This window comes from Chitinophaga sp., assembly GCF_036569125.1.
Classification (GTDB): Bacteria; Bacteroidota; Bacteroidia; order Chitinophagales; family Chitinophagaceae; genus Chitinophaga.
The window spans coordinates 1-13,383 of record NZ_DATCRF010000256.1; the positions used below are offsets into that span (position 1 = coordinate 1).

Here is a 13,383-nt window from a genome sequence, read left to right on the forward strand (position 1 = left end):
GTAATGCCCTGTTCAATATACCAGGTAATACGTTCCAGCGTGGCCGGTGCAATACCGGAGTAACCCTGTGCCAGCGCATGCACTTTGGTGATGAGCATCAGGCGGGCTATCTCGCCGGGGATACTATCCCCCACGCCTACACTATGGCTTTGCAGAATGTTGTATTGCAAAATGCGGGTATCCTCTTCGGAGATCTTGGTATCGCACAAAGGCCCAAAGCCGGTGTTAATGCCGTATACAATGGAGTGCTGCGCTACAATGGTTTGTACATGCTCATAGCTGGCTTTTACTTTGGCCATTACCTGCGGGGTAAGGATACCCGGTATGCGGCCGGCAGCTATGTCCAGCGCGCGGCCTGCCGTTAGCTGGTCTATACCGTATCTGAAAGCTTCGCTCATAGTTTGGTGTATGTTATTGTTGTATGGGATGGGTTTGCGCCAGTTCAGTTGTAATGCGGGCCGACAAAGGCACCTGCTGCACCGCCTGTTCTACCTGCGCAATGGCGTCCAGGATCTGCCGGCTTTGTTTATGCGAAGCCGTTAGCTGTGTCATGGCGCCGGTAATGGCCGTCCAGATGGGTTGTACCTGTTGCAGCAGCTCCTCTCCTTTTTTAGTAAGCATTACCAGCTGCCGCCGCCCGTCGTCCGGACAGGGAGCGGTTTTTACCAGTCCCTTTTTTCGCAGGCTGGTGATCATCTGGCTTACGGCGGAGTGGGATATTTCCAGTGTATCTGCAATGTCTATCAGGGGAATGGGCTGTTGCTTGGAGAGTACATAGAACACGGGGAACCAGCTGGCATCAAAGGGTATACCTGCCTGCTCGTATACCTTGTTCACCTCCATCAGGAAGTACTCGCTAAGCCGCCGTAAACGGCTGCCAAATACCAGGAAACCAAGAGAAGGATAGAAGGACATGCGGTTAGCTTTTAGCGGTTAGCTTTTAGCGGTTAGCTTTTAGCGGTTAGCATTTAGCTTTTAGCGTTGTGCGTTAAGCATTCAGCATGCTGCATTAAGCTTTGTGCTTTATGCTTTCAGCTCTTCACAAATTATATAAGCACTTATACATTTACTCACAAATTTAGGGAAATTATCTTTCCGGCAAATTTTAATTCCGGCAGGCAGATAACTCCCCTTATAATTTTATGAAGGCCCTGTATTACTGGCGCTTCACATCAAACCATACCGGTGAAGTATTGTCTACTTCGCCATTATAGTTAATGCTTAGCTCCTCGCCTTTCTTGATCTCCCGGCGGGTAATGATGCTCATGGTTTCCGCATCAAAGTCCATCTCGTACTCACAGTTGGGATCATAAGAGTGATTGTAGATAGAGCAAAAGCCTAAAGCCACACAGGAGCGGGTTTCCCGAACTCCCCATAAAAAAAGATAGTTGTGTAGTTTGGTTTTGTCTGCCTTTGCCGTATCATCATAAGATAGTACGATCACGGGCGATGTTTCGATCCTGGTGCCGGCGGGTATCCTTTCTTTCGTAAAAACACCCCGGCCCTTTTTCTTTGTTTTTTCAATGTATAAATACGGCTTGATCATAGCGCTCGCTCTGTATTCTTGTATATGTTAAGAAGCGTAAAGTAAAGGTAAAGCAACAAGTTATCAAAATCAGGCGTAAAAATTTTAGGTTTGCGGCCGGAAAAGGATATTTTACCGTGTAAATAATAGTATAATGATCAATTATAATCCCAAGGAGTGGTTCACTTTTATCTTCCGTATACACCGGGCCGATACCGTACGTAAGCTGGCGCCCATGTTCCTGGGCCTTAGCGTTTATGCCGGTATCATAGGCATCCTGGAGCTGGAGGTATTTAACCTGCGCAGGTACACTGAGCTGCAGCAGCTCACCATTGTACACAGCCTGCTGGGTTTTGTGATCTCCCTGTTGCTGGTGTTCCGTACCAATACGGCGTATGACCGTTGGTGGGAGGGCCGTAAGCAATGGGGCGCTTTGGTGAATAACAGCCGTAACCTGGCTTTAAAGCTGCAGGCCATTTTACCGGTGGGCGATGATGCCACCCGGGCCTATTTCCGCAACATGATCCCGAACTATGCCTTTTGCCTTAAAAATCATTTAAGGAATAGTTTTGAACCGCAGGAGCTGGAAGCAGTGCCCGGCTTTACACCGCAGCCCGGGCAGCATGTGCCCAACCAGGTTGCCGCTCAGATGTTAGGCCGCATACATGAGCTGTACCGGCAGCAGCAGCTTAGCGGCGATCAGCTGATCACCATTAACCAGGAGCTGCAATCTTTCACAGACATCTGCGGCGCCTGCGAACGCATAAAGAATACGCCTATCCCGTTTTCTTACAGCGTGTTCCTGAAAAAGTTCATTTTCTTTTATGTAATGACGCTGCCCATTAGCTATGTGTTCAGCGTAGGGTACCTGATCATACCCATGGTGGTGTTTATCTTTTATGTACTGGCCAGTATGGAGCTGATAGCGGAAGAGATCGAAGACCCCTTTGGTAAAGATGCCAATGACCTGCCTACGGATACGATCTGTGAAAACATCCGTAAGCACGTGGCAGAACTTATATAAAGGCCCGCTACAACTAACCACTTTTTTTTATTTATTTTCGTTCCGATAGTTGATGGTCTATGGAAAATGAAGCCTTACTGGAAAAATTCAGCATGCTGGCAGATGAGCAGAATCACCCGGAACTTCGTGTGTACCTGGATGATCAGCTTATTACAGATATAGCAGAGCTCATTTATGAGCGTCCTGAACAGGCTGACCTGATCTTTGACCACCTCTCTATAACCCGCTCAGCCGCCGCTTTCAGGATCTTAGACTTTCCCCTGCAGGAAGAAGTGATCCGCAACCAGCCTGCAGCTAAAGTAGCGGAGCTGCTGAACGAGCTGCCGGCCGATGACCGCGCCGCCTTCCTGGGTGAGCTGCCCAGCGAGGCCGTGAAAGAGCTGATCAAGCTGCTCACGCCCGAAGAGCGTAAGATCACCCTATCCCTGTTAGGCTACCCCGAAACCAGTGTAGGCCGTATCATGACGCCGGACTACATTGCCGTGCTGGAAGAGTGGAGCGTAAAGCAGGTGCTGGACTACATCCGCGAGCATGGCAAGGATAGCGAAACCATTGACGTGATCTATGTGGTGGATGATAAAGGCAAGCTGATGGACGACTTCCGGATCAGGGAGTTCCTGCTGGTATCGCCGGATACACAGGTGCATACGCTGATGGATGACCGCTTTGTAGCCCTGCATGCCAATGATGACCAGGAAGAAGCCATCCAGACCTTCCGCGTGGAAAACCGTGTGGCCCTGCCGGTTATTGACGACCAGGGCATACTGTTAGGCATCGTTACCATTGACGATATGCTGTGGATAGCCAATGAAGAACATACTGAAGATATTCAAAAGATAGGTGGTACCGAAGCCCTGGACGAGCCCTACCTGGATATGCCGCTGCTAAAGCTGGTGAAAAAACGCGTAGGCTGGCTGGTAGTGCTGTTCATTGGTGAAATGCTTACGGCTACGGCTATGGGATTTTTTGAGGATGAAATTGCCAAAGCCGTAGTGCTGGCCCTGTTTGTACCGCTTATTATTTCCAGTGGAGGTAACAGCGGCTCGCAGGCCTCTACCCTTATTATACAGGCCATGGCCCTGGGCGAGATCTCTATTGCCGACTGGTGGCGGGTAATGCGCCGCGAGATCATCTCCGGCCTGATGCTGGGCAGCATCCTGGGTTTGATCGGCTTTATGCGCATCCTGTTATGGAACTCCCTGTTCCATACCTATGGGGAACATACTTTTCTTATTGGCACTACCGTGGGTTTTTCCCTGGTAGGTGTAGTATTATGGGGTACGCTCTCCGGCTCCATGTTACCTTTATTACTTAAAAAGCTGGGCGCTGACCCGGCTACTTCTTCCGCACCCTTTGTAGCCACCCTGGTAGATGTAACGGGATTGCTGATCTATTTCAGTGTGGCGTATGCGCTGATGCAGGGGATCCTGCTATAATTAATAATTAAGAATGAATAATTAATAATCAAGAGCACAGTTATAACGCGTGAAACCACTCCTGCAATTATTCATTATTGCATTATTCAGGTTCTGGTATTACCCGTAAAACGGCCTTATGATTATTAATTATTAATCATTAATTATTAATTATACTGCTGCCGCAGCAGGCGTACAGAATCGCGGTGCTTATATACAATGAACAAATTCCCAAACTCATTGTCCCCAATGGAATCCAGCGGGGTCCTGGCTTTCAGCGCATGCAGCATAGGCAGCAAAGTATTGCTGTGGCCTACGATCAGCACACGCTTGCCCCAGTCCTGGTGGCGGGTGATCTCATAAATGAGTGATTCCCCCGAGCTATCCGGTTTATAGAACACCGTATCCAGGTGCAGCTGCGATACCAGCGGGTCAGCGGTTTGCACGGTTCTTTTATAGGGTGTAAAGTAGATCTTCTGTAAGCCGGAATCCTTTAACAGCTCCAGGAGCTTCCGGGCCCGCTCCTCCCCTTCCGGCGTAAGGGTGGAATCTACCCCCGGATTTTTTTCCGCATGCCGTACCAGGAAAAAAGTACCGGTTAAAAAGGTGCTATCCTCTTTAACGGGCTCAGGCTGCTTTACAGGAGCGGTTTGGCAGGCTGCTGCCAGCAGGAACAGTAAGTATAGATAGTATCTCATCTGATTGGTTTTAAATCACCCGGCACATTAACCAGTGATCAATGTACCGGCCTCATAGGATTATTTTTCCCCTTTTTATACTTTTAGCAAAATAAAACTCTGCTATGAGAAAATGGATGATCCCGGCCATTATTTTATTGAGCTTTGAAAATACCTATGCCCAACAGGCGCCTGCCCTTACCGTGAATATGATCATGCGCGACCCGAAATGGATCGGCACCTCCCCTGATAATGTGTTCTGGGGCGCTGATAATAAAACCATCTATTTCACCTGGAACCCGGAAAAAGCCCTGTCAGATTCCCTGTACATGGCTACGGTAGATAATACTACCCCGCTTAAAACCCCGGCCCGCAACAGGGCTTTGCTCTTGGCACAATCCGGCGGTACCTATAACCGGGATAGGTCTTTAATGGTATATAGCTACAACGGCGACATTTACCTGCTGGAAGTAAGAACCGGCAACATACGCCGTATTACCAGCACCAATGTGTATGAAAGCAACCCGCTGTTCAGCTTTGCAGAAAAGAAGATCGTGTACCAGCAGGAACAGAACCTGTTTGCCTGGGATCTCAGCTGCGGCGTTACAGAGCAGCTCACCAGCTTTCAGAAAGGCAGCGCACCTTCCGAAAGCCCCTCCGCCCTCAACGACCAGGAAGAATACCTGCATAACCAGCAGCTGGAGCTGATGCAGGTGCTGAAAGATGCCAAAGCAAAAAAAGACAGCGCCAAACTATTCCGCAAAGCACAGGAGCCGGAAAAGCTGCGCACTATTTATACAGCCGATAAGAACCATGAAAACATCATCGTTAGCCCGGACGGGCGTTTTATTACCTACCGCCTGTACCGCGGGCCTACCGGCGTGCACACCACCATTGTACCCAGCTATGTAACAGAAAGCGGGTTTACGGAAGATATCTCGGGCCGCACTAAAGTAGGCGCTGCGCAGGGTACCTTTGAAAGTTTTGTGTATGACCGGCAACGGGATACCATTATTGCCATCCGCACCAATCATATACCCGGCATTACCGACCAGCCGGATTACCTGAAAGATTATACGAAAAAGAAGGATACTGTTAAAACGCCAAAACCCAGGTCCGTAGTAATCCATGGCCCTTACTGGTCTGATAATGGCGCCCATGCTATAGTTGACATCCGTTCCGAAGACAATAAAGACCGCTGGATCATGCTGCTGGATGCCGTTACCGGCCAGTTAAAGCTGCTGAACCGCCAGCGCGATGAAGCCTGGATAGCCGGCCCCGGCATAGGCTGGGCAGGCCGCTCCAACCTGGGCTGGATAGATGAGAACACCTGCTGGTACCAGTCAGAGGCCAGCGGTTATTCCCATTTATACACCACCAATGTAAGCACCCTGCAAACCAAAGCTGTTACCAGCGGTAAGTATGAAGTACAGGATGTGCAGCTGTCGCAGGATAAACAACATTTTTACATTGTAACCAATGAAGTGCATCCCGGCGAAAAACAACTGTACCGTATTAACATCAATGGCAGCAATAAAGAGCAGCTTACCCATAATAAAGGCGCGCATGAAATGTTCCTATCGCCGGATGAACAGTGGATCGCTTACCGCTATTCCTATACTACCAAACCCTGGGAGCTGTATGTAGTGGCTAACAAACCGGGCGCGCAGCCTGTGCAGGTAACCAACCACGCACAATCTGCTGAATTCCGCGCCTACCCCTGGCGCGATGCAGAAGTAGTAACCTTCACGGCCCGCGATGGCGCTACCGTGTATGCCCGCTTGTACACCCCTGCTGCCGGTAAAAAGAACGGCGCTGCCGTAATATTTGTACATGGCGCAGGCTACCTGCAAAATGCGCATAAATGGTGGAGCCAGTATTTCAGGGAATACATGTTCCATAACCTGCTGGCCGATAAAGGTTATACCGTGCTGGATATTGACTACCGCGGCAGCGCCGGTTACGGGCGCAGCTGGCGCACGGGCATTTACCGTTATATGGGTGGCAAAGACCTGGACGACCAGGTAGATGGCGCTCAATACCTGGTTACCCAGCAGGGCATTGATAAAAAACGTATAGGCATATACGGTGGCAGCTACGGTGGTTTTATGACACTGATGGCCCTGTTCACCACGCCGGATGTATTTGCCGCCGGCGCTGCCCTGCGCTCTGTTACAGACTGGGCGCATTATAACCACGGTTATACCAGCAACATTTTAAATGAGCCTTTCACAGATAGTATTGCTTACCGCCGCTCCTCTCCCATTTATTTTGCAAACGGCTTAAAAGGCCGCCTGCTGATGTGCCATGGTATGGTAGATGAGAATGTGCATTTCCAGGATATTGTACGGTTGTCGCAACGCCTTATTGAGCTGGGTAAAGATAACTGGGAGCTGGCTGTATTCCCGGTAGAAGATCATGGCTTTACTACCCCCAGCAGCTGGACAGATGAGTATAAGCGGATATTGAAGTTGTTTGATGAAACGCTGTTAAGGTGAAAGCAGAAAGGATAAAGCAGAAAGCTCAATGCGTGGTACGCCAGCAGTTGTAATACGCATTAAGCAGGTTAAATTTTGCATTTCGCAATACACATTCCGCATTTTGCGTACTGCATCCCAAATGAAGTACTATGCTTTCTGCTTTATCCTTTCTGCTTTTTGCTCCCAATACTTATCGCATTTTGCGTACTACATCCCAGGTACAGTGCTAAGCTTTTTGCTTTATGCTTTCGGCTTTATGCTCCTAATTCACAATTATTACGGATATTGCGTGCTAAAATTTAGCAAAAATGTGTGGAATTGTAGCTTATATAGGCAACCGTGAGGCCTACCCCGTTGTATTAAAGGGCCTCAAAAGACTGGAATACCGCGGGTACGACAGCGCCGGTGTAGCCATTATCAACCAAGGATTACACGTTTATAAGAAAATGGGCAAAGTAGCCGGGCTGGAAGATTTCCTGACCGGTAAGAACATGCAAAGCACCATTGCCATCGGCCATACCCGCTGGGCCACACACGGGGAGCCCTGCGACCGCAACTCACACCCCCATACCTCCGGCGATGGTAAGCTGGCCATGATCCACAACGGTATTATCGAAAACTATGCACAGCTGAAACAGGAGCTCATAAAAAAAGGGCACGTTTTCCAGAGCGATACCGATACCGAAGTGCTCATTCATTTTATAGAAGAGATCCGCAACAGCAACCAGTGTTCGGTAGAAGAAGCACTGCGCATTGCATTAAAAAGAGTGGTAGGCGCTTACGTGATCGTAATTGTGGATGAAGATAACCCGGATACCCTGATAGCCGCCCGCAAAGGCAGCCCCCTGGTAATAGGCGTGGGCAAGGGCGAGCACTTTTTAGCCTCCGACGCTTCCCCTATTGTGGAATACACCAAAGAAGTAGTTTATGTAAACGACTATGAGATTGCCATTGTAAAAGCCGATGAGCTGATCCTGAAGAACATTACCAACGAACGGCAAACACCTTATATACAAAAGCTGGATATTGAGCTCACCGCTATTGAAAAAGGCGGTTATGATCACTTTATGCTCAAAGAGATCTTTGAGCAGCCGCAAACTATTTTCGACAGCCTGCGCGGCCGCCTGGATGCCAAGAACGGACAGCTGACCTTAGGCGGTATCCGCGATGAATATGCCGATCTGCTGAAGAATGCCAACCGCATCATCATCGTGGCCTGCGGCACCTCCTGGCATGCCGGCCTCATAGCAGAGTACATGATAGAAGAGCTGTGCCGCACCCCGGTGGAAGTAGAATATGCATCGGAGTTCCGCTACCGCAACCCGGTGGTAGGTAAAGGAGATGTGATCATTGCAGTATCCCAGTCCGGGGAAACGGCCGATACGCTGGTAGCCATTGAAAGCGCTAAGCAACAGGGCGCTATTATCCTGGGTGTATGTAACGTGGTAGGTTCTTCCATTGCACGCCTTTCCCACGCCGGCGCCTATACGCATGCCGGTCCGGAAATAGGGGTAGCCAGCACCAAAGCCTTTACCGCACAGCTGGTGGTATTGTGCTTAATAGGTTTGAAAGTAGCCAAAGAAAAAGGCACCATAACCCAGCAACGTTTTCAGCATTTGCTGGATGAGCTGCAGGATATTCCTGAAAAAGTAGCCGTTGCCTTAAAGCTCAATGAAGCGGTAAAAGCAGTAGCCGCCAAATACAAAGACGCCCGCGACTTCCTGTACCTGGGCCGTGGATACAATTTCCCCGTAGCGCTGGAAGGCGCGCTGAAACTGAAAGAGATCTCTTACATCCATGCAGAAGGTTACCCTGCTGCAGAAATGAAACACGGTCCTATTGCGCTGGTAGATGAAAATCTGCCGGTAGTATTTGTAGCTACCCGCGATAGCTACTATGAAAAAATAGTTTCCAACATACAGGAGATCAAAGCCCGCAAAGGCAAGGTGATAGCCATTGTTACAGAAGGCGATACTACCATTAGCGGCCTGGCCGATGATGTGATAGAAGTGCCGGCAGCAGATGAGCTGGTGGCGCCGGTGATTTCCACGATCCCCTTACAATTGCTGGCCTACCATATAGGCGTACTGAAAGGATATGATGTAGATAAGCCGAGGAACTTAGCCAAGTCGGTAACCGTTGAGTAAAACGGATCTTACTTCGTACTTATTCATCCCAAAAAAATTCCATGAACCACATTCAGAAAAAACCACTAAGCCAGCTGGGGTACCAATTTATAGATGAAACCTCCCTGCCCAAAGGCAAAGATGAATACTACCTGCGTAATGAGCAATGGGGCAAACGTAACGGATACCGCAAGCTGAACGCACTTGAAATAGAAACCCTTGTACAGAACGATAATACCTCTGACGACTGGAACCAGATCTTTGTAGCCAACGAATTTGATGCCCGGCTGGTAAAGCATTGCCACTTTTTTGGCATGGTGCGTATTGGCAAGCTGGAGCCCTATTTCCTGGAATTCCATAACCTGCGTTTGCCGGTAGGTTTATATAACAGCACCATTTGCGCCTGCGATTTTGGCGATAATGTGGTAGTGCATAATGTGAACTTCCTTTCGCATTACATTATCGGTAATGAGGTGATCATAGCCAATGTTAATGAAATGGCCACTACCGATCATTCCAAGTTCGGGAACGGTATTATAAAAGAAGGGGAGCCGGAGAATGTGCGCATATGGCTGGAGCTGTGTAATGAGAACGGCGGCCGCAGCGTAATGCCCTTTGATGGCATGCTGCCCGGCGATGCCTACCTGTGGACCCGCAACCGCGATGATGATGCACTGCAGGCGAAGTTCAAAGCATTCACTGAAAAACAGTTTGATAAAAAACGCGGCTACTACGGCGTGGTAGGCGACCGCAGCGTGATCAAAAATTGTAAGATCATTAAAGATGTAACCATTGGCAGCGATGCTTACCTTAAAGGCGCTAACAAATTAAAGAACCTTACCATTAACAGCATGGCCGGCGCAGCATCGCAGATAGGCGAAGGCTGTGAGCTGGTGAACGGCATTATTGGCTACGGCTGCCGCGTGTTCTATGGCGTAAAGGCCGTGCGTTTTGTAATGGCCTCTCATTCACAGCTGAAGTATGGCGCCCGTTTGATCAACTCTTACCTGGGCAACAATGCCACTATTTCCTGCTGCGAAGTATTGAACTCGCTTATTTTCCCGGCGCATGAGCAGCACCATAACAACTCCTTTTTATGTGCGGCCCTTATCATGGGGCAAAGTAATATGGCGGCCGGCGCCACCATTGGCTCAAACCATAACTCACGCGGCGCAGATGGTGAGATCATTGCCGGGCGCGGTTTCTGGCCGGGCCTGTGTGTAAGCCTGAAACATAATTCCAAGTTTGCCAGCTTTGCATTAATTGCCAAAGGCACTTACATGCAGGAGCTGCACATTCCCATTCCCTTTAGCCTGATCCTGAACAGCGAGCATGATAATACGCTGAAAATAATGCCCGGCTACTGGTTCCTGCATAATATGTATGCATTGGCCCGTAACTCCTGGAAATATGTGGACCGCGACAAACGTACCGACAAAACCCAGCTCATAGAATATGATTACCTGGCGCCGGATAGTGTAGAGGAAATACTGGCCTCCCTGCCCATTATGGAAATAGCTACAGCACAGGCCTGGTATGCCGCGCAGGGGCAATCAACAGACGCGCTCAGCGAAAATGAGCTGCTGCAAAAAGGTAAAGCGCTGCTGCTGCAACAACCGGAAGAAGTAGCCAAGCTCACCATACTGGTGCATGGTATGGAAAACAGCCAGCGCAAAGCGCAGCTGTTGAAAGTACAGCAGGCCTATCCCCTGTTCCGCGAGCTGGTAGTGTTATACGGTATCCGGAATATACTGGCGCAGGGTATTGATTCTTTTGCTGCGCTGCAATCACTTGCCAAAACCGCCAAACGCGGCCCCTGGATCAATGTTGGCGGACAGCTGATGAAAGCCTCTACGGTGGACGATTTGAAAACAAAGATCAAAAAAGGGAAGATCAGCAGCTGGCCACAGCTGCATGAAACCTATGAACAGCTGGGACAACAATATGCACAGGAAAAGCTGGAGCATGCAGTAGCCAGCCTCTTATATGTACAGGGCCTCAGCGCCAGAACATTTACCGCCGAGCGCTTTCAGCAAAACCTGGAACAATCCGTTACCACCATGAGCTGGATCACAGAGGGCATTTACCGCTCCCGCGAAAAAGATTACCAGAACCCCTACCGCAGCATGACCTACGAAAACAAAGCCGACATGGAAGCCGTAGTAGGCAAGCTGGAAGACAATAGCTTTATACAACAAACTATCTCGGAACTAAAGCAATATAAGAAACAGGTGAAAGCGTTGTCAACAAAGTTATAATTATCACTGCCAGCTAGGGCTGGGCAGGTTACAATGGCAATCAATTGAACTTCGCCCTGAATTCTAAAGGACTTTGTTTTGTCTTTTGTTTAAACAATTTACTGAAAGACTGCGTGTGCTCGAAGCCCAATTCATAGGCTATTTCGCTCACCGATAAGTTGGTGGCTGAGAGTTTTTCTTTAGCCTTTTCAATCAATTTATCATGAATGTGTTGCTGCGTACTTTGTCCGGTAAGGGTTTTGAGCAAACCTCTTAAATAACCAGGCGAAACCCTAAGTGCTTCCGATATAAACTGAACCGTTGGCAAACCCTTTAGTGTCAGATCATCACTATTGAAGTAATCTAAAAGCAGCTTATCCAGTTTTCCCAGAATCTGGTGATTGCTTTTTTCCCTCGTAATGAACTGGCGGTTATAAAATCTTTCAGCATAACTGAACAGATTTTCCAGGTGAGTAATAATAATCTGTTTGCTGAATTTATCGATGTTCGAGTGATACTCCTGGCGTATGTTATCAACAATACCGTTGATGAGTGATTGTTCCTTCTCAGAAAGAAATAAGGCTTCATTGACTGCATAGTCAAAAAATTCGTATTGCCTTATTTTATCTGCCAAAGTTGTATTCCAAAAAAAGTCGGGGTGTATAAACATCATCCAGCCTTTAGGTTGCGGGGCAGCAATATTTTCCCTTACGCCTAAAAGCTGATTAGGCGCCATAAAAGCCATCACCCCTTCGTCAAAGTCATATTGTTGCTGCCCGTAAGGAACTTTGTCACACCCATTTTTTAATGAAATAGTATATAGATCCAACAAAACTCTGACACCCGGATCCCCGACCGCCCTTGGATTCATATCCTCAAAATTCACGACACTGATAAACGGGTGGGCGGGCGGAGGTAGTTGTTGCGCCTTGTGGCCTTCGGCAATAGTTTTTATACGTATTATTTTATTATTATTCATTGCTTCACTCATTTTCAAAATTGTATTGGCTCAAATTTATTCTTCCGGGTAAGTAAGACCAGGAAGACTGATCATTCAAAGATACTTACTTGTGTTAACTCATGTAGTTGCGAACGCTTAGTTTTCTGCTGATGATGAAGCAGATTATGCCTGAAAACAAGGTAAAAATGGGGATCAATAACATCGCTGGCCGTAACCCGTTCTCTATTCCCTGAGTGGTCGCTTTATCACTTATCCATCCAACTAAAAGTGGAGAAACTGTCGCAGGCAGCAAACCCGAGCCAAGCATGAGCAATCCGGACGCCAATGCCTGCTTCCCGGGTCCGGCAACCAGATGCCCTGCTCCGAAGCCATGAGGCAACAGGAAAGCAAATGAAAACATACCCGGCACAAACAACGCGATGGACAGCCAGCCAACCGGAACAAACAACGCCGCTAAAGTAGTTATAGCTGAGATCCCGAAAACAATTGCCGGCGGATGCATTACTTTTTTTGAACCGCCATTTATTGCATTATCGAATACTTTTCCTCCAGCAAGCGTTCCCGCTATTCCCATTACACCTTGCAACAGGCCGAATGAAATCCCAACCTGGCTTGCAGTGAGCCCATGGGTTCTTATCAAGAATGGAGCGGAGAAAGAATAGAATGGAGCGGAGGCAAATCCCACAAAATTCGTTGCAATAAACAACCACATAAACGTAGGCCTGGACAATAAGGTCTTGGCAGCGGCAAGAAAACTTTCTTCGTGGCTGTAATTTTGCCTGTTTATTTTATTACTCGTTGTAAAAAACAAAACCAGTACGGCCAACAGCAGCCCGAATGCACCGGCGCTCAAAAGGGTATTTCTCCAGCCTATTGTGTCGCCTGCCAATCCACCGATAGCGAATCCTATCATCGTTCCGAGGGGAATACCCATTGAA

11 protein-coding genes are annotated in these 13,383 nt (G+C 48.4%); 5 read left to right on the forward strand and 6 right to left on the reverse strand.

All coding sequences use genetic code 11. The annotated features are described in order from the left end of the window. The 3 genes from VIM87_RS09380 to VIM87_RS09390 all read right to left on the reverse strand — a co-directional run. The coding region (locus VIM87_RS09380) for an aromatic amino acid lyase (protein WP_331996736.1) at positions 1-398 on the reverse strand (398 nt) is incomplete at its 3' end. A 13-nt stretch (positions 399-411) separates the two neighbouring features. Beyond that, positions 412-915: a MarR family winged helix-turn-helix transcriptional regulator gene (locus VIM87_RS09385; RefSeq protein WP_331996737.1), complete on the reverse strand. Its 504-nt coding sequence runs from the start codon at positions 913-915 to the stop codon at positions 412-414. 241 nt (positions 916-1,156) lie between these two features. After that, the gene (locus VIM87_RS09390; protein ID WP_331996738.1) at positions 1,157-1,546 is read right to left on the reverse strand and encodes an SET domain-containing protein; all 390 of its coding nucleotides are present in this window, start codon (positions 1,544-1,546) and stop codon (positions 1,157-1,159) included. A gap of 133 nt (positions 1,547-1,679) precedes the next feature. Here VIM87_RS09390 and VIM87_RS09395 point away from each other — a divergent pair, with 133 nt between their 5' ends. Both VIM87_RS09395 and mgtE read left to right on the forward strand, forming a co-directional pair. Then, positions 1,680-2,549 carry a bestrophin family protein gene (locus tag VIM87_RS09395; protein ID WP_331996739.1) on the forward strand — a complete coding sequence of 290 codons (870 nt, stop codon included), beginning with the start codon at positions 1,680-1,682 and terminating at the stop codon, positions 2,547-2,549. Between the two features lie 59 nt (positions 2,550-2,608). Beyond that, positions 2,609-3,985, forward strand: coding sequence for a magnesium transporter (gene mgtE, locus VIM87_RS09400; protein ID WP_331996740.1), 1,377 nt, complete (start codon positions 2,609-2,611; stop codon positions 3,983-3,985). A gap of 146 nt (positions 3,986-4,131) precedes the next feature. Here the strand turns inward: mgtE and VIM87_RS09405 are convergent, their stop codons facing one another. Continuing rightward, entirely contained in the window at positions 4,132-4,662 is a 531-nt protein-coding gene (locus VIM87_RS09405; protein ID WP_331996741.1) for a histidine phosphatase family protein, read from the reverse strand. 104 nt (positions 4,663-4,766) lie between these two features. Here VIM87_RS09405 and VIM87_RS09410 point away from each other — a divergent pair, with 104 nt between their 5' ends. The 3 genes from VIM87_RS09410 (at position 4,767) to VIM87_RS09420 (ending at position 11,505) form a co-directional block, all read left to right on the forward strand. After that, a complete protein-coding gene (locus tag VIM87_RS09410; protein WP_331996742.1) occupies positions 4,767-7,139 on the forward strand; it encodes a S9 family peptidase in 2,373 nt (790 codons plus the stop codon). A gap of 290 nt (positions 7,140-7,429) precedes the next feature. Beyond that, the gene (gene glmS / locus VIM87_RS09415) at positions 7,430-9,268 is read left to right on the forward strand and encodes a glutamine--fructose-6-phosphate transaminase (isomerizing) (RefSeq protein ID WP_331996743.1); all 1,839 of its coding nucleotides are present in this window, start codon (positions 7,430-7,432) and stop codon (positions 9,266-9,268) included. A gap of 41 nt (positions 9,269-9,309) precedes the next feature. Continuing rightward, the gene (locus VIM87_RS09420) at positions 9,310-11,505 is read left to right on the forward strand and encodes a DUF4954 family protein (protein WP_331996744.1); all 2,196 of its coding nucleotides are present in this window, start codon (positions 9,310-9,312) and stop codon (positions 11,503-11,505) included. Positions 11,506-11,545: 40 nt separating this feature from the next. Here VIM87_RS09420 and VIM87_RS09425 read toward each other — a convergent pair whose 3' ends face one another. Both VIM87_RS09425 and VIM87_RS09430 read right to left on the reverse strand, forming a co-directional pair. Next, the gene (locus VIM87_RS09425; RefSeq protein WP_331996745.1) at positions 11,546-12,475 is read right to left on the reverse strand and encodes a helix-turn-helix transcriptional regulator; all 930 of its coding nucleotides are present in this window, start codon (positions 12,473-12,475) and stop codon (positions 11,546-11,548) included. 82 nt (positions 12,476-12,557) lie between these two features. After that, positions 12,558-13,383: MFS transporter (locus VIM87_RS09430; RefSeq protein WP_331996746.1), on the reverse strand; the 826-nt coding region annotated here is incomplete at its 5' end.

What these genes read in the sequence shown, in the direction of transcription:
- VIM87_RS09385 (WP_331996737.1), bottom strand. Translation starts at nt 915, where the DNA reads ATGTCCTTCTATCCTTCTCTTGGTTTCCTGGTATTTGGCAGCCGTTTA.
- VIM87_RS09410 (WP_331996742.1), top strand. Translation starts at nt 4,767, where the DNA reads ATGAGAAAATGGATGATCCCGGCCATTATTTTATTGAGCTTTGAAAAT.
- VIM87_RS09390 (WP_331996738.1), bottom strand. Translation starts at nt 1,546, where the DNA reads ATGATCAAGCCGTATTTATACATTGAAAAAACAAAGAAAAAGGGCCGG.
- glmS (WP_331996743.1), top strand. Translation starts at nt 7,430, where the DNA reads ATGTGTGGAATTGTAGCTTATATAGGCAACCGTGAGGCCTACCCCGTT.
- mgtE (WP_331996740.1), top strand. Translation starts at nt 2,609, where the DNA reads ATGGAAAATGAAGCCTTACTGGAAAAATTCAGCATGCTGGCAGATGAG.
- VIM87_RS09425 (WP_331996745.1), bottom strand. Translation starts at nt 12,475, where the DNA reads ATGAGTGAAGCAATGAATAATAATAAAATAATACGTATAAAAACTATT.
- VIM87_RS09405 (WP_331996741.1), bottom strand. Translation starts at nt 4,662, where the DNA reads ATGAGATACTATCTATACTTACTGTTCCTGCTGGCAGCAGCCTGCCAA.
- VIM87_RS09395 (WP_331996739.1), top strand. Translation starts at nt 1,680, where the DNA reads ATGATCAATTATAATCCCAAGGAGTGGTTCACTTTTATCTTCCGTATA.
- VIM87_RS09420 (WP_331996744.1), top strand. Translation starts at nt 9,310, where the DNA reads ATGAACCACATTCAGAAAAAACCACTAAGCCAGCTGGGGTACCAATTT.